Source organism: Teichococcus aestuarii (assembly GCF_042651065.1).
Classification (GTDB): Bacteria; Pseudomonadota; Alphaproteobacteria; order Acetobacterales; family Acetobacteraceae; genus Pseudoroseomonas; species Pseudoroseomonas aestuarii.
Genome location: NZ_JBHSCH010000053.1, coordinates 14985 through 31418 on the forward strand (window position 1 = coordinate 14985; position 16434 = coordinate 31418).

The 16434-nt window shown below is 74.3% G+C and carries 12 protein-coding genes; 6 read left to right on the plus strand and 6 right to left on the minus strand.

Annotation, left to right across the window (positions count from 1 at the left end):
- Positions 1–23: 23 nt before the first annotated feature.
- The 5 genes from ACFOY6_RS17890 to ACFOY6_RS17910 all read left to right on the plus strand — a co-directional run bounded on the left by ACFOY6_RS17890 (position 24) and on the right by ACFOY6_RS17910 (position 5937).
- Complete coding sequence (locus ACFOY6_RS17890; protein ID WP_379651823.1) at positions 24–1694, plus strand: thiamine pyrophosphate-binding protein; 1671 nt, start codon at positions 24–26, stop codon at positions 1692–1694.
- Between the two features lie 5 nt (positions 1695–1699).
- Entirely contained in the window at positions 1700–2683 is a 984-nt protein-coding gene (locus tag ACFOY6_RS17895) for a 3-hydroxyacyl-CoA dehydrogenase family protein (protein WP_109514993.1), read from the plus strand.
- Entirely contained in the window at positions 2680–3453 is a 774-nt protein-coding gene (locus ACFOY6_RS17900; RefSeq protein ID WP_379651824.1) for an SDR family NAD(P)-dependent oxidoreductase, read from the plus strand. Before ACFOY6_RS17895 ends, ACFOY6_RS17900 begins: the two co-directional genes overlap by 4 nt.
- Before the next feature lie 141 nt (positions 3454–3594).
- The gene (locus tag ACFOY6_RS17905; protein WP_379651825.1) at positions 3595–4614 is read left to right on the plus strand and encodes a CorA family divalent cation transporter; all 1020 of its coding nucleotides are present in this window, start codon (positions 3595–3597) and stop codon (positions 4612–4614) included.
- A 114-nt stretch (positions 4615–4728) separates the two neighbouring features.
- Positions 4729–5937, plus strand: coding sequence for a Zn-dependent hydrolase (locus tag ACFOY6_RS17910; RefSeq protein ID WP_379651826.1), 1209 nt, complete (start codon positions 4729–4731; stop codon positions 5935–5937).
- Positions 5938–5958: 21 nt separating this feature from the next.
- On the opposite strand, the gene ACFOY6_RS17915 is transcribed toward ACFOY6_RS17910, so the two are convergent.
- The 6 genes from ACFOY6_RS17915 to ACFOY6_RS17940 all read right to left on the minus strand — a co-directional run bounded on the left by ACFOY6_RS17915 (position 5959) and on the right by ACFOY6_RS17940 (position 15547).
- Positions 5959–6711 carry an SGNH/GDSL hydrolase family protein gene (locus ACFOY6_RS17915; protein ID WP_379651827.1) on the minus strand — a complete coding sequence of 251 codons (753 nt, stop codon included), beginning with the start codon at positions 6709–6711 and terminating at the stop codon, positions 5959–5961.
- A gap of 17 nt (positions 6712–6728) precedes the next feature.
- Positions 6729–7901 carry an OpgC family protein gene (locus ACFOY6_RS17920; protein WP_379651828.1) on the minus strand — a complete coding sequence of 391 codons (1173 nt, stop codon included), beginning with the start codon at positions 7899–7901 and terminating at the stop codon, positions 6729–6731.
- A 140-nt stretch (positions 7902–8041) separates the two neighbouring features.
- The gene (locus tag ACFOY6_RS17925) at positions 8042–8920 is read right to left on the minus strand and encodes a transglutaminase family protein (RefSeq protein WP_245906027.1); all 879 of its coding nucleotides are present in this window, start codon (positions 8918–8920) and stop codon (positions 8042–8044) included.
- Positions 8917–11397 (minus strand): circularly permuted type 2 ATP-grasp protein, encoded by a 2481-nt coding sequence (locus tag ACFOY6_RS17930; RefSeq protein ID WP_379651829.1) that lies wholly within the window; start codon positions 11395–11397, stop codon positions 8917–8919. The genes ACFOY6_RS17925 and ACFOY6_RS17930 overlap by 4 nt, the downstream gene beginning before the upstream one ends.
- 64 nt (positions 11398–11461) lie before the next feature.
- A complete protein-coding gene (locus tag ACFOY6_RS17935) occupies positions 11462–14881 on the minus strand; it encodes a transglutaminase family protein (protein WP_379651830.1) in 3420 nt (1139 codons plus the stop codon).
- Between the two features lie 111 nt (positions 14882–14992).
- Entirely contained in the window at positions 14993–15547 is a 555-nt protein-coding gene (locus ACFOY6_RS17940) for a hypothetical protein (RefSeq protein WP_379651831.1), read from the minus strand.
- Positions 15548–15762: 215 nt separating this feature from the next.
- Here ACFOY6_RS17940 and ACFOY6_RS17945 point away from each other — a divergent pair.
- Positions 15763–16434 (plus strand): ATP phosphoribosyltransferase regulatory subunit (locus tag ACFOY6_RS17945; protein WP_379651832.1); only part of this gene is annotated, 672 nt, incomplete at its 3' end.

Here is a 16434-nt window from a genome sequence, read left to right on the forward strand (position 1 = left end):
AGGAAACGGGAAGAAACGACGCCATGAGCCTGAAAGGGTGGGAGTGGCTGGCGCGCAGCATCGCGCGCTCCGGCCAGAGCCATGTCTTCTTCATCGACGCCGTGCTGCGGCCGACGCTGATGGCGCTGGAGGCGCAAGGGGTGCAGCCGGTGCTGGCGCACTCGGAAAAGGGCGCCGCCTACATGGCCGATGGCTATGCTCGCGTCTCGGGCCGGCCCGGCATCGTCGCCGCGCAGTCGGTGGGCGCGGCCAACCTGGCGGCGGCGCTGCAGGATGCCTGGCTCGGCCGCGTGCCGATGCTGGCGCTGACCGGCCGCAAGCCGCCCCACGCGCAGCACCGCAACGCCTATCAGGAGGTGGCGCACGCGCCGCTCTTCGCCCCCGTCACCAAGGCGGGCATGGCGGTGGAGGCGGCCTCCGACCTGCCGCGCCTGTTCCGCCAGGGCTGGGCCGCCGCCACCGCCGCGCCGCCGCGCCCGGTGCATCTCGACCTGAACGGGCTGATGGCCGAGATCGTCGAGCAGGGCGACACCGGCGCCGAGGCGGCCGACCTTTCCGCCTGGACCGCGCCGCGCCACCGCCCCGTGGCCGATGCGGGCGACGTGGCGCGCCTCGCCCGCCGCCTGCTGGAGGAGCCGCGAATCGCCATCGTCGCCGGCGACGGCGCCGCCCTCTCGGGCTGCGGCGCGGAGCTGATGGAACTGGCCGCGCGCCTCCAGGCGCCGGTCGCCACCAGCCTCGGCGCGCGCGGGCTGGTGCCGACGCGGCACCGGCTGCATGTCGGCGTCGTCGGCAGCTATTCGGCGCCGCCGGCCAACAAGGTGGTGCATGGCGCCGGGCTGGTGCTGATGGTGGGAAGCGACGGCGGCGACCAGGTGACCCATGCCTGGCGCGTGCCCGCGCCCGGCACGCCCATCGTGCAGATCGACGCCGACCCGCTGGAGCTGGACCGCTGCCCGGCGGAGATCTCCGTCTGCGGCGACCCGCGCGCGACGCTGGAGGCGCTGCTGGAGGTGCTCGGCACGCCGGAGCGCAACAGCGCCTTCCTCGACGAGGCCGCCGCCCTGGTGGCGGCGTGGCGGCAGGAGATGGCGCCGCGCCTGGCCAGCGACGAGACGCCGATCGACCCCGCCCGGCTCTGCGCCGAGATCTCCGCCGCCCTGCCGGAGGATGGCATCCTGGTGGCCGATACCGGCTATTCCGGCATCTGGACCGGCACGCTCATCGAGTTCAACGGCACGGGGCAGCAATATCTCCGCGCCGCCGGCTCGCTGGGCTGGGCCTTCCCGGCCGCGCTCGGCGCCAAATGCGCGGCGGGCGCGCGCAAGGTGGTCTGCTACAGCGGCGACGGCGCGCTCTACTACCACCTCACCGAGCTGGAGACGGCCAAGCGCCGCGGCATCGCGGTGACGCTGGTGGTGAACAACAACCAGGGCTTCGGCCAGGGCTGGCCCAACCTGGTGCGCGCCGCCGGCAACCGGCCGGAGGTGGCGGGCACGCTGCTGCGCTTCGGCGCGCACACCGATTTCTGCGCGCTCGCCGCCGGCTTCGGCCTGCGCGGCATCCGCGTCGAGCGGCCGGAGCAGATCGGGCCGGCGCTACGCGAGGCGATGGCCTCCGACGAGACGGTGGTGGTGGAGGTGATGACCGGCATCGACCACCGCGCGCCCGAGCCCTGGACCCCGGAAGGCTGAACCCCATGAACATCGCCATCATCGGCGCCGGGCTGATGGGCCATGCGCTGGCGCTGGTCTTCGCCATCGGCGGCCACCGCGTGACGCTGACCGACACCAGCGCCGAGGCGCTGGCCCGTGCGCCTGGGCTGATGGAGAAGGCCCGCGCCACGCTGGAGGCCGCCGGCGAGGCGGGCGGCCTCTCGGCGGAGGATCTGCGCGCCCGCGTCACGCTGCACGAGGGTCTCGCCGCCACGGTGGCCGAGGCGGGGCTGGTGATCGAGGCCATCATCGAGAAGCCCGATCCGAAGCGCGCCCTCTACGCCGAGCTGGACCGGCTGATGCCGGAGGAGGCCATCCTCGCCAGCAACACCTCCTATCTCGACGTCTTCCCGCTGATGCCGGCCCGCCGCCTGAAGCGCGCCATCATCATGCACTGGTACACGCCGCCCTATCTCGTCGACCTCGTCGATCTCGTCGGCAGCCCGGAATGCCCGGAGGCGCTGCTGGAGGAGGTGCGCGCCATGCTCGCCGCCATGGGCAAGGTGCCGCTGGTGATGCGCCGCTTCCTGCCCGGCTACATCGCCAACCGGCTGCAATCGGCGCTCTCCCTCGAATGCTACCGGCTGATGGACGAGGGCTACGCCACGCCGCAGGAGATCGACGAGGCGATCATCCACGGCCTGGCGCTGCGGATGCTGCTGCTCGGCCAGATGGCCAAGGGCGATCTCACCGGCCTGCCGCTCTCCGCCCAGGCGCTGGCCAACCGCATGTACACGCCGCCCACGCCGAGCGGCCACAGCACCACGCTGGACGCCGCGCTGGCCGAGGGCCGCACCGGCGTCATGGCCGGGCGCGGCCTCTACGACTGGGGCCCCCCGGGAGAGGATTACGATCCCGCCGCCATCCTGGCCGAGCGGGACCGCCGGCTGCTCGCCCTCAAGCGCGCCTTCCGCGCGATCGGCCCGATGGCCGGATACGCGCATTCGCCCAGCAAGGAGCCCACATGATCCGCTACGAACTCTCCGGCCGCACGGCGCTGGTGACGGGGGGCGCCTCCGGCATCGGCCTCGCCACGGTGAAGCTGCTGGCCGAGGGCGGCTGCCGCGTCGCCATCAACCACCTGGCCGACGACCCGCGCGGCGCCCAGGTGGTGGCCGAGCTGCGCGCCGCCGGCCATGACGTGCTCTCCGCCCCCGGCAATGTGGGCGACGCGGCGGACGGACCGCGCATGGTGGAGCAGGCGGTGGCCGATCTCGGCGGGCGGCTGGACTTCCTGGTGAACAACGCCGGCACCCCCGGCACCAGCAGCCTGATCCCGCCCTCCGCACTGGAGCGGCTGACCGAGGAGCTGTGGCAGACGGTGCTGCAGGTGAACCTGCTCGGCGTGTTCCGCTGCGCCAAGGCGGCGGCGCCGGCGCTGAAGGCGGCGCGCGGGGCCATCGTCAACGTCGCCTCCATCGCCGGGCTCGACAGCCCCGGCAGCTCGATGGCCTATGGCGCCACCAAGGCCGGCGTGGTCAGCCTGACCAAGAACCTGGCGCGAGGCCTGGCGCCCGAGGCGCGGGTGAACGCGGTGGCGCCGGGCGCGGTCGATTCCTCCTGGATGGTGGAATGGACGGAGGAGCGCCGCGCGGCCTCGGCCAACAAGGCGCTGCTCAAGCGCCGCTGTCAGCCGGAGGACCTGGCCGAGGTCATCGGCTTCCTGCTTGCGGGGGCGGCGATGGTGACGGGGCAGACCGTGGTGGTCGATGGCGGGCTGACGCTGGAATCGCGCTGAGGCCGCCAGGCGGGCGCCGTCGCGGACCGGACATGGAAAGTTCTTGCCGCGCCGGCGTGCCGCCCGCCATGGGGCGGATTGCCTTCCGCCATGGCCTGGGCTTCCCTGCGCCGTGGCATGGCCGGGGAGAGATTCCGCCGCATGATCGATGCGCCCGCCATCAGGCCGCCTCGCGGCTACGGCCTGATCTGGGGATGGCACCCGGAGAGCGACGCGCCGCTCGACGAGGCGGCCGTCGATGCGCTGCTGCGGCGGCACCCCGAGGGGGGCGGCCTGTGGCTGCACCTCGACCTGACCGACACCCGCGCCCGGCCCTTCCTGCAATCCCTGGCCACCCAGGCCCCGCGCGCGCTGCCGCCCTTCGCCGTGGAGGCGCTGCTGGAGCGGGCCGAGGCACCGCACCTGGAACTGCGCGAGGGCGTGCTGTCCGGCGCGGTGCCGGATTTCCACCACGATGACGGGGCGGAGCCCGACCCGCAGCGGATGGGGCTGCTGACCGTGGCGCTGACGCCGGCGCTGCTGATCACCGCGCGGCGGCATCCGATGCGGGCGACGCATCACCGCGGCATCGTGGCCATGCCGGGCGCCGGGCCGGCGGCGCGCTGGGACAGCATCCTGCGCGAGGTGCTGGCCGGCGTCGGGCGCTGCGGCGCCGGCATCGCGGCGCAACTGAACCGGATCGAGGAGGAGCTGCTGCGGGGCGAGGATGACCGCCGCGCGGAGCTTTCCGGCCTGCGCCGCGCGGCGCTGCTGCTGCACCGGCGCATCGAGCCGCTGGCCCTGGCCTATGAGGAGCTGGCCGAGGCGCCCGGCGGCTGGCTGGAGGCCGCCGGCCATGCGCCGGCGCTGATGGAACGCCGGCTCCGCATGGCGCTGCGCGTGACCCAGGGCCTGCAGGACCGTGGCCGCATCGCCCAGGACGAGCTGGCCTCGCTGGTCGCGGAGGAGGCCAACCGGCGCCTGCTGGTGCTGTCGATCCTGACCGCCCTGCTGCTGCCGCCCAGCCTCATCGCCGGCATCTTCGGCATGAACACCACCGATCTGCCCGGCACCGAGGCAGCGGGCGGCTTCTGGTGGGCACTGGGTGCCATCCTGGCCTCGGCCGTGCTGGCGCTGGGGCTGATGCTCGGCCTCGGTATCCTCGGGCGGCGGCGCCGGTAGTTCCCGGCGCGCGCTTCCCGGTCCATGCTGGCCGGCCCATGCTGGCCGGCACGGCTCTTGCGAGAAAGCCCGACAGCCAGAGCTTGCCCAATCCTGACCTCGCCGGATGAGACCATGCCCCAGACCGATTCCGCCCGCTTCCTCCAGGACCTGCACGAACTGCGCCGGATCGGCGCGTTCAGGACCGGCGTGCATCGCCCGACCTACTCGCCGCAGGACATGGAATCCCGCCGCTGGCTGATGCGGCAGATGGAGGCGGTGGGGCTGGAGGCCTCGATCGACGGCATCGGCAATGTCTTCGGCCGGCACAAGGGGGCGGGGCCGCACCTGCTGGTCGGCAGCCATATCGAGAGCCAGAACGAGGCGGGCTGGCTGGATGGCGCGCTCGGCGTGGTGGCGGGCCTCGCGCTGGCCCGCGCCGGCCTGCCCGTCGATGTCTGCGCCTTCGCCGACGAGGAGGGGCATTTCGAGGGCGGCTTCCTCGGCAGCCGCTCCATCATCGGCGAACTCTCCGAGGAGGAGATCGACCGCAGCCGCAACCGCACCGACGGCACGCCGCTGCGCGCGGCGCTGAAGGCGGCCGGGCTGGAGGGCCTGCCGCGCCTGCGGATCGACCCGGCCCGCTACAAGGGCTTCTTCGAGATGCATATCGAGCAGGGCACGCAGCTGGAGCGGGCCGGGCTTCAGGTCGGTGTCGTCAGCGGCATCGTCGCCATCTGGCAGTGGCGGCTGCTGGTGGAGGGGCAGCAGGACCATGCGGGCGGCACCACCATGGCCGAGCGGCGCGATGCGGGCCTCGCCGCCGTGCGCCTGCTCGCCGCCATCGACGCCGAGTTCCCGCGCTTCTGCGGCGAGCGCAGCACCTGGACCACGGGGCGCATCACGCTGGAGCCGGGCGCGCCCAGCATCATCCCCGGCCGCGCCGACGTGCTGTTCCAGTTCCGCGACGTGTCGATGGACAGGCTGCGCGAGATGGAGGCGGGGCTGCGCAGGCTGGTGCAGGAGAGCAACCGCCGCGAGCGCTGCGAGACCACGCTGGTCAGCGTCGCCAAGGCCACCCCCGCGCTGTGCGACGAGGGGATGATGCGCGCGCTCTCGGCCGCGGCCGAGGCGCTGGCCCCGGGCGCCTGGCAGGTGATGCCGAGCGGCGCCGGGCACGACGCGCAGTACATCGCCAAGGTGATGCCGGCGGCGATGATGTTCGTCCCCTCCATCGGCGGCATCAGCCACCACTGGGCGGAGGACACGAAGGAGGAGGATCTGGCGCTCGGCATCGAGGTCCTGGCGGAGGCGGCGGCGCGCTTCCTGGCCGGCTCGAACTGAGGCGAGGCCGGCGGCGGGCCTTCAGTCCGCCGCCGTCACGCGGCGGGCGATGCCGCCCGCCAGCACCTCGGCCATGCACTGGTAGCCAAGGTCGTTCATGTGGAAGCCGTCGGCCGAGAGCATCAGCACCGGCTGCGGCAGCGCCTGCCAGAAGCGCATGATGGTGTAGCGCCGCATCAGCGGCAGCCGCTTCTCCGCCGCCACGGCGGCGATGCCCTCGACGAAATCCTCGTAGCGGTCGGCGTCGCGGATGCCGGGGAAGGATTGCGGGTCGATCAGCACCAGGTCGAGCCCGCGCCGCTGCACCAGCTCCACCCCCTCGCGCAGCACCTGGGTGAAGGCCTGGGGGGTGATGCCGCGCAGGGCGTCGTTGGTCCCGAGCTGCCACAGCACCACGTCCGGCTGCCACTCCTCCACCGAGACGCGCATGCGGGCCAGGGTGGTGGAGGCCACCTCGCCACCCACGCCGTTGTTGCGCACCGTCACCGCGATGCCGGGCAGCAGCCGCTCCAGCGCCGCCTTCAGCCGGGGCGGATAGGCATGGCTGGGGGAGGAGGCCCCCGCCCCCGCCGTGGTGGAGGAGCCGATGGCCAGGATGCGGATGGGCCGCTTCTCCTTCAGCAGCCCGGCCATGCGCGGCAGGGGGCGGCCGAGGTCGCGCAACTCGTCCGGCACGGTGCAGGCGGCGGGGACGTTGTCGGTGCCGACCGGCGGCGGCGCCTGGCCCCGGGCGGGGGCCGCCGCCAGCAGCGCGGCGCCGACCAGCGCCGCCATTCTCCGGCCGGCCCGCATCAGGAAGGCTGCACCGCGGCCGGCAGGCCGGCCGGGCTGCCGCCGCGCCGCTTCTCGGTGAGGCTCAGCAGCCGCGCGACCAGCATCTGGGTGGCGACCCCGGCGGTGACATAGGCGATGTCGAACACCGGACCGTCGAAGCCCGTCTGCTTCAGCGCCACGCCGGTGATGCTGACCACGAGCCCGGTGCAGAACACCGGCAGCGAATGGCGCCCCATCATCGCCAGCGGGTGGCGCGACGGCAGGCCGCGCGCCCAGCCCTGCAGCGGCGAGTGCGCCACCACGTAGCACAGCGCCAGGACATGCAGCAGCCGCGGCACGGACAGGAACTGCTTCTCCGGCACCGTCAGGAAATCCGGCAGCAGCGGGATCCAGCCGGCCGGCGGCAGGCCAGGGCCGCGCATCACCACCAGCGCCAGCACCAGATAGGCCAGCGCCGCCCACCAGGCGCCACGGTGATAGGGCATGGCGGCGCCCAGCCGGCTGCGCCGCGCCCCCAGCGCGAAGCCGATGACGAACAGGAACTGCCAGGAGAGCGGATTGAAGAACCAGCCGCCGGGCAGCGGGTAGGCGGGCAGGTTGGTGCCGGTGAGCCCCGCCGCCGTGTAGAGCGCCGCCGAGAGCACCACCGCCAGCGACAGGCTGCGCGAGGCCACGAACAGCAGCAGCGGCAGCATGCCGATCAGCACGAAGTAGAGCGGCAGGATGTTCAGGAAGCCGGGCTGGTAGGCGAGGGTGACGGCGGAGACCAGCGCCTCGGCCGGGTCCATCATCAGCGGCTCCAGCGCGATGACGGAGAACAGGCCGAAATCGCCCGTGCGGATGACGCCGAGCGCGAACACCGCGCCCCCCAGCACCACCAGCGCCAGGTGCGTGGTGTAGAGCCTGACCGCGCGGCTGGCCACCTTGAGCGAGACGGCGAGCCGCTGGCCGATGGCATAGCGGCTGAAATAGGCGGCCGCCGCGGCGTAGCCGGCGAACATCACGAACAGGTCGGCCGCGTCCGAGAAGCCGAAATTCTTGTGCGTCACATTCTCCAGGATGTTGCCGGAGACGTGGTTGATGAAGATCGTGATCAGCGCCAGGCCGCGCCAGACATCCAGTGCGGTGTCGCGTCCGGGCGGAAGCAGAGTGCCGGGCGACGCCGACGGGCTGGGCGGAGCGGCCGCCATGGAACATCTCCTGCTGTTCTTGGCCGGCACGGCGCAGGCCATGGCGGGCGGTGGCGCGGGGCGGCCTCGCGATGGAAATAGGGCGCGGGCGTTGCCGTTGCAGGGTGCGGGTGGTCAAGAGGCGGTGTGGCGTGCCCCGCTCAGGCGGGGGTGAGGTCCACCGCCACCTCCAGGCTGTGCCGGCCGCCACCCAGGATGATGCCGCGCAGCGGCGAGATGTCGTGGAAGTCCCGGCCCCAGCCCAGCACCACATGCTCGTCGCGCACCACCAGGTCGTTGGTGGGGTCGAGGTCCACCCAGCCATGCGCCGGGCCGAGCCAGGCCCCCACCCAGGCATGCGACTGGTCGGAGCCCAGATGCTTGGTGCCGCCCGGTGGCGGCAGGGTGCGGATATAGCCCGAGACGTAGCGCGCCGGCAGGCCGAGGCCGCGCAGCCCGCACAGCATCAGGTGGGTGAAGTCCTGGCAGACGCCCGCACGCTGCGCCAGCACCTGCGAGACCGGGGTGGCGATGCCGGTGACGCCGGCGCGGAAGGCGAAGTCCCGGTAGATGCGCGTGGTCACCTCCCGCAGCGCCGCCAGCACCGGGCGGCCGGGGGTGAAGGACTGCGCCACATAGTCCCGCGCCCCGGCATGCTCGGGCAGCATGGGGGAGGGGAAGGTGAATTCCGCCACCGGGCCGCTGCGCGCCGCCTCGGCCGCCACCTGCTCCCAGGGCGGGGTCGCTGCGGCGGGCGGCGGCGGCGGGAAGGCGACGTCGATCTCCGCCTCCGCCACCACCTCGAAGCGGGCATGCGGCCGGTCGAGGAACAGCCAGGTGACGCGGTTGCCGAAATGGTCGAGGCCGGAGGAGACGCGCGCCGGCTCCGGCGCGCAGGCCAGCGTCTCCCACCGCAGCTGCTGGTGCGGCAGCGGGCGCGGCGAGAGGTGCAGCATGTGGCTGGCCATGTCCACCGCCTCGGCATAGCGGTAGATCGTGGCGTGGCGGATGCGCCAGCGGCTCATACGGGGGTGGCTCATGCGGCGCCCCAGAACAGCACGGAGGGCTCCTCCACCATCTCCTGCCCCAGCGACTGCGCGGGCGGCAGCAGCGCGAAGTAGCGGCGGCTGATGTTGTCCGACAGGGCGGCGACCTCCCCCGCCAGCGTGGCGAGGCGCGGGGCGATCTGCACGGCCGCCAGCGCCGGGTCGCGGGCCGCCTGCACGGCGAGGGGCATGTCCTCCACCGTGGCCAGCAGCGCCTCGGCCTGCGGCAGCAGGTCGTGCTCCGGCCCGCCATCGATGTCGGTCAGCAGCCGGCGGATGGCGTGGAGCTGGAAGGCGAGGCCACGCGGGTTGCCGGGGTCGGCCAGCACCAGGTCCAGCGCCGGGGCGGGCTGCAGCACGCCGAGATAGCGGCTGCGGTAGGTGATGACGCTGTCGCACAGCTCCAGCGCCAGCCGCAGCCCGCCCTCGATGCGGCTGGCCGGCTGGTCCAGCGCGAAGCCGAGCTGCGCGGCGATGGCCTGGGCGCGCTCCACCCGCCGGCCGAGGTCGAGGAAGGCGTAGCCGCCGGCGCGCACCATGTTCTCCGCCGCCGCGCCCGCCACGCCGGCGGAGTAGCGCAGCACGCCGGCCAGCGCCTCCTCCAGCCCCTGCTGGCCGCGGTGCTGCGCCGCCGCCTGCACCTGCACGGCACGCAGCGGCAGGGTGAAGAGGGTGTGTATGTCGCCCGTCAGCCGGTCGCGCACCGCCTCGACGAGGCGGGCGATCTCGGCCATCTGCCGGCCGACGGCGCCGCCCTCGCGCAGCGCGCGCCACAGCGCCGCCTGCAGCGCGCCGCTGGCGGCGCCGCTCGGCATGTCCTCGGCCTGCACCAGCCCGGCATGGCGCAGCGCGGCGGAGAGCGCCGTCAGCTCGGCGAATTCGCGCGGCAGCAGCGGGCCGCGCTCCAGCCGCGCCAGCGCCGCGCGCATCAGCCGCGCCGCGCCTTCCAGCCGCTCCACGTAGCGGCCGAGCCAGAACATGTTGTCGGCCACGCGGGAGGGCAGCTCGCCCGTGGCGCGGCGGATCGGCAGGGGCTGGCGGGGCAGGGCGGCGGGGCCGAGGATCGCGGCACCCTCCTCGGCCAGCACCCACACATCCTTGGCCAGGCCCTGCTGCGGCAGGCGGCCGGCCAGGGCCTCGGCATCGCCCGGCACGCGGGCTAGGCCGCCCGGCATCACCTGCCATTCCGCCCCGTCCTGCGCCAGGAACAGGCGCAGCACCACCGGGCGGGGGGAGAGGCGCTCGCCATCGGCGCAGGGGGCGACGGAGGGGGGCGTGTCGCGCGTCGCCGCCCAGTCCTGCGGGCGCTCGGCCACGCGGCGCAGCAGCGCCTCGCGCGCCGCCTCCGGCATCCGCGCCGGGTGACGGGCGGCGGCGCCGCCGTCGAAGGCGGGGCGCAGCAGCCACTGGCCGGGGTCGCGCAGCACCATTCCCAGCGCCTCCGGCCCGGCCAGCCAGTGCGTCTCCGCCGAGGGCAGCAGCAGCGCCTCGCCCAGCAGGCGGCGGCAGAGCGCGGGCAGCAGCGCCGCCAGCGCCGGCGCCTCCACCATGCCGCAGCCGGGGGCGTTGACGATGCGCAGCGTGCCGTTGCGCGCCGCGTCCATCAGCCCTGGCACGCCGCCATGGCCGCCGAACTCCAGCGGGTCGAGATGCCGCCCGTCCATCCGCCGCAGCAGCACATCGACCGGCTGCGGCCCCTTCAGCGTCTTGAGGAACAGGGCGCCGCCGCGCGCCGTCAGGTCGCCCGGCTCGACCAGGGCGCAGGACAGCTCGCCGGCCAGCAGCACATGCTCGAACCAGAGCGGGTGGTGCACCCCCGGGGTCAGCAGGGCGATGGCGGCGTTGTCCGGGCCGCGCGGCGAGAGGCGCTGGAGCGAATCCTGCCAGCGGTCGAAGAAGGGGCGCAGCGGGCGCACCTGCTGGCCGCGGAACAGGTTGGGCACCACGCGGGCCAGCATCCGCCGGTTCTCCTGTGCGTGGCCGATGCCGGCGGCACGGCTGGTGCGGTCGGCCAGCACGCGCCAGGCGCCGTCCGGGCCGCGCAGCAGGTCGGCGGCGTAGGTGGTCAGCAGCGGGCCGGCGGGGGCGCGCCCCTCGGCGCGGCAGGGGCGCAGGAAGGCGGGGTTGGCGAAGACCAGGGCCGGCGGCACCAGCCCCTCGGCCAGCAGGGCCTGCGGGCCGTAGAAATCGGCCAGCAGCCGCTCCAGCAGGCGCGCCCGCTGCGACAGCCCATCGGACAGCGCGGCGAACTCGCGCGCCGGCAGCGGCAGCGGCACCGGGTCGCAGCGCCAGGCGCGGCTGGCCTGGGCGGCGCCGGGCAGCAGGGAGGTGATGCCCTCATCCTCGAAGGCGCGGTCCAGCCGGCGCGCCGCCTCGCCGATGCCGTTCCCGGCATAGTCCTGCGGCAGGTCGGAGAAGGCGGCCAGCAGGCGCCGCCAATGGGGCCGCACCTGGCCGCGGCCATCGACCATTTCATCGGGCACAGCGGGGGGCACGGCGGGAGGCGGGGCGGGAAGGTTCACCCCGCCCCCGGTATCATGCGAGGCGGCGCAGGTCGAGCGTGCGGCGCAGCTCCGGCGAGTCCACCGGCGCCGGCGGCGTGCCCGCGCCCACGCTGTGGCCGAAGGGGAAGAAGCGGGCCCGGCGGCGCGCCTCCGCCTCGTTGGCGTTGACCGGGAAGCGCTCGTAGTTGCGCCCGCCCGGATGCACCACGTGGTGGGTGAAGCCGCCGAGGGAGCGGCCGGTCCAGCTGTCCCACAGGTCGAAGGTGAGCGGCGCCTGGGCGCGGATGGTCGGGTGCAGGGCGGAAGGCGGCGACCACGCCTTGAAGCGCACGCCGGCCACGAACTCGCCGGCGCGGCCGGTGGAGGCCATCGGCAGGGCGTGGCCGTTCACCGCCAGGGTGAAGCGCTCGGGCGCGAAGCCGCTGGCGCGCAGCTGCAGCCGCTCGGTGCTGCTGTCCACGAAGCGGGCGGTGCCGCCGCCGAAATTCTCCTCGCCCAGCACGTGCCAGGGCTCCAGCGCGTGGCGCAGCTCGAGGCCCACCCCATGCAGCGAGACCTCGCCCACCAGCGGGAAGCGGAAGGCGAAATGCGGGTCGAACCACGCCGTCTCCAGCGGCGCGCCGAGGCTCCTCAGCTCCTCGATGGCATCGGCGAAATCCTGCGCCGCGTAATGGGGCAGCATGAAGTCGTCGTGCAGCCGGCTGCCCCAGCGCACCAGGCGCCGCTCATAGGGCGTGCGCCAGAAGGCGGCCACGGCGGCGCGCATCAGCAGCATCTGCGCCGCCGACATGCGCGGGTTGGGCGGCATCTCGAAGGCGCGGAACTCGACCAGGCCGCGCCGGCCGCCGGCATGGTCGGGCGAGTAGAGCTTGTCGATGCAGAATTCGGTGCGGTGGGTGTTGCCCGTCATGTCCGCCAGGATGTTGCGGAACAGCCGGTCGGTCAGCCAGGGCGGCGCGGGCTGGAAGGGCTTCACCTGCTGGAAGGCGATCTCCAGCTCGTTCAGCGAATCCTGCCGCGCCTCGTCGATGCGCGGGTGCTGGCTGGTCGGCCCGATGAACAGGCCGGAGAACAGGAAGGAAAGGCTCGGGTGGTTGTGCCAGAAGCCGAGCAGCGACTTCAGCAGGTCCGGCCGGCGCAGGAAGGGACTCTCCTCCACCGAGGCGCCGCCCATCACCACGTGGTTGCCACCCCCCGTGCCGACATGCCGGCCGTCCAGCATGAACTTCTCGGCCGCCAGCCCTTCCTCGCGCGCCAGGGCGTAGAGCTGCTCGGTGCGCGCCACATGCTCGGCCCAGGAATGGGCGGGGTGGATGTTCACCTCGATCACGCCCGGGTCGGGGGTGATGGAGAAGCTCAGCAGGCGCGGGTCGGAAGGCGGGCCGTAGCCTTCCAGCACCACCTTGCGCCCCTGCGCGGCGGCGGTGTCCTCGATGGCGGCGGTCAGCGCCAGCCAGTCCTCCGCCCTGTGCAGCGGCGGGTAGAAGACATGGATCTTGCCCTCCCGCGCCTCGACGGTGAGGGCGGTGCGCACCAGCCCCGGCTCCTCCCGCCCGACCACGGGGGCTTCCCGGCGCGGCGGCGGTGCCTGCCGCAGCGCGGCGGCGCCGGGCAGCGGGCCACCCGCCGTGCCAGCGGAGGGCAGGCCCTGGCCGGGGAGGGGCTGGTGGCGCAGCGGGAAGCCGGGCGCGCCCTCGCGCGGCGCCGGCGCGCCGGGCAGGGAGCGCTGGTCGTGCAGCGCCTGGGCGGAGGGGAAGGGGCCGGGCGGCGCGAAGGGGTCGCGCTCGAACTCCGCGGGGATGCTGGCGGGGTCGGCCCAGGGCAGGCTTTCCAGCGGCAGGCGGAAGCCGATCGGCGAGTCGCCGGGCAGCAGGAAGATCGGGTCGTCGTGCCGGAACAGCCACAGCCCGCTCTCCCAGCCCCCGTTCTCCCCGGAGCCGTCGGCGCGGCGGCGCAGCGGCAGCACGGAGCCGACCTCGGCCGAAAGCCCCTGGCCGAACACCTTGGCCAGCCGCGCCCGCTCCAGCGGGTCGCGCAGCTTCGAATCCTCGGCGACGACGTTGGCCGGCAGGCGCTTCTCCCGCCACAGATAGTGGTGGATGTCCTCATGGGCCGGCTGCACATAGCTCTCGGCGAGGCCGAGACGGGCGGCCAGGGCGCGCGCGAAGGCCCGCGCGTCCTGCGCCGTGGCGTCATCCGTGTCGTCGTCGCCGGCGAGGCGGGCGGGGTCCTGCCAGACCGGCTCGCCATCGGCCCGCCAGTAGGCGTTCAGCGCCCAGCGCGGCAGCTGCTCGCCCGGGTAGTGCTTGCCCATGGCGTGCTGCACGGCGGCGCCCGGCGCCCAGAGCGGCAGCAGCCGGTTGAGCAGCCGGTTGGCGTAGCGGCGCTTGCTGGGGCCGAGGGCGGCGGTGTTCCATTCCGGCGCCTCCTGGTCGGTGGCGCAGACGAAGGTGGGCTCGCCACCCATGGTCAGCCGCACGCCACCCTCGGCGAGCTGCGCGTCCACCGCCTCGCCCGCCGCCTGGATGGCGGCCCAGGCCGCTTCCGCGTAGGGGCTGGTGACGCGCGGCGTCTCGCGGATGCGGCGCACGCCCATGCCGAAGTCGAAGCTCACCTCGGCCTTGCTCATCAGGCCGGAGATGGGGGCGGCGGATTGCGGCTCCGGCGTCGCCGCCAGCGGGATGTGGCCCTCGCCGGCCAGCAGGCCGGAGGTGGCATCCAGCCCCACCCAGCCGGCGCCGGGCAGATAGACCTCGGCCCAGGCGTGCAGGTCGGTGAAGTCCTCGGTCGGGCCCTCGGGGCCTTCCAGCGGCTTCTGGTCGGCCACCAGCTGGATCAGGTAGCCGGAGACGAAGCGCGCCGCGTAGCCCAGGTTGCGCAGCAGCTGCACCAGCAGCCAGGTGCTATCGCGGCAGGAGCCGCGGCCCTCGGCCAGCGTCCGCTCCGGCGCCCAGACGCCCGGCTCCAGGCGCACGATGTAGGAGACGCGCTGGTTGATCAGCCCGTTCAGCTGCATCAGCATGCCGACGGTGCTCTGCCGCTCGCGCGGCACCTCGGCCAGCAGCCCCTGCAGCAGCGGGCCGGGTGCCTCGGCGCGGCGGAAGGGGGCCAGCTCCTGCTCCAGCACCGGGTCGTAGGCGAAGGGCCATTGCTCCGCCTCCGGCTCCAGGAAGAAGTCGAACGGGTTGATGGTGGCCATGTCGGCCACCAGGTCCACCGTCACCTCGAAATGCCGCACCGGCTCGGGAAAGACGACGCGGGCGAGGAAATTGCCCTGCGGGTCCTGCTGCCAGTTCAGGAAGTGCGGACTGGGCTCGATCTTCAGCGCGTAGGAGAGGATCGGGGTCCGGGCATGCGGCGCCGGCCGCAGCCGGATCGTCTGTGGCCCCAGGCTGACGGGGCGATCATAGGCGTAGCGGGTGCGGTGCGTCAGCGCGGCGTGAATCGACATGCAGGATCCCGGCGATCGTTCCTGCGGCGCAGCATAGACCGCGCCTTCGGGCCGAAGGAAATAAACCGGTCGGAAATAAACCGATCGGAATTGAACCGGTTGGGGGGCGGCTCAGCCGTCGCCGCCGGCGCGCCGCCCGATCTCGGCGGCGGCGGCGTTGGCGGCCGCTTCGGTCTCGCGCAGGGCGGGCAGGGTGGACAGGCGCTCCAGCGTCCCGAGTCCCGGCAGGCCGAAGCCCGGCCGCTCCAGCGCCGGCGCGGCCAGGGGAGCGCGGCCGCTCTCCAGCCTCTCCGCCGCCTGCGTCAGCGCCGCCACCACCACCGCGGGGGAGGCGTCACCGCCGATGCTGAGCCGCGCCCGCACCGCCGCGCGCGCCTGGCCGAGCAGGGCGACCACGTCCGGCGGCGTCTCGGGCGACCAGTAGGGGTCGCGCGCCAGCCCGTCGGTCAGGATCTCGAGATCGGCCACCGCCAGGGCGGCGCGGCCGGGCTGCCCCCGCCAGCGCGACAGGTCGCCGAATTCCCAGGGCGCGCGCAGTGCCGCGGCGTGGATGCGGTCGCCGAAGCCGACGGTGTAGCCGCCGATGCGGCGGCCGGCATCCTCGCCGCCGGCGCAGGCGGCCAGCAGGGGAAGGGCAAGCAGGGAGAGGGCGTGGCGGCGTTGCATGTCCTGCAGATAAGGCGCCGCCCGGGCAGGGCCAGGGGTGGGCGGCGCGGCGGGCGGGGTGGGGGCCTCGCGCCGCTGCGCGCAATGCCGGGAGCAGGCCCGCGCATCCGCGCGACGATCCGCCCTTGCCCCCGCCGCCTTGCGCTGCCACACAGCCGCCGTTTGCCCCTGACCCCGTGCCGCGCCCTTCGACCGGCGCCCCGGCCTCCGGAACCATGACCGAAGACCTGCCCAACCCTGCCCTGCTGCCCTCCGGCCTTTCCGACCTGCTGCCGCCCGAGGCGGCGCGGGAGGCGGCGCTGGTGGAGGCGATGCTCGCGGTCTTCGCCAGCCATGGCTATGAGCGGGTGAAGCCGCCGCTGCTGGAATTCGAGGACAGCCTGCTGGCCGGCTCCGGCGCCGCCGTGGCCGAGCAGACCTTCCGGCTGATGGACCCGGGCAGCCACCGGATGATGGGGCTGCGCGCCGACACCACGCCGCAGGTGGCGCGCATCGCCGCCACCCGGCTGGCCGATGTGCCGCGCCCGCTGCGCCTTTCCTACTCCGGCCAGGTGCTGCGCGTACAGGGCAGCCAGCTGGCGCCGGAGCGGCAGATCCCGCAGGCCGGCATCGAGCTGATCGGCGCCGATTCTGCCGAGGCGGATGCCGAGGTGGCGCTGCTCGGCGTCGAGGCGCTGGCGGCCGTCGGCATCGCCGCGCCAAGCCTCGACATCACGCTCCCCACCATGGCGCCCGCCCTGCTCGATGCCGCCGGGGTGCAGGGCGACCTCCGCCGCCGCCTCGCCCGCGCGCTGGACCGCAAGGACGCCGCCGCCGTGGCGGAGCTGGCCGCCATCGCCGGGCCGCCGGCCATCGCCCTGGCCGCGCTGCTCGCCGCCGCCGGTGCC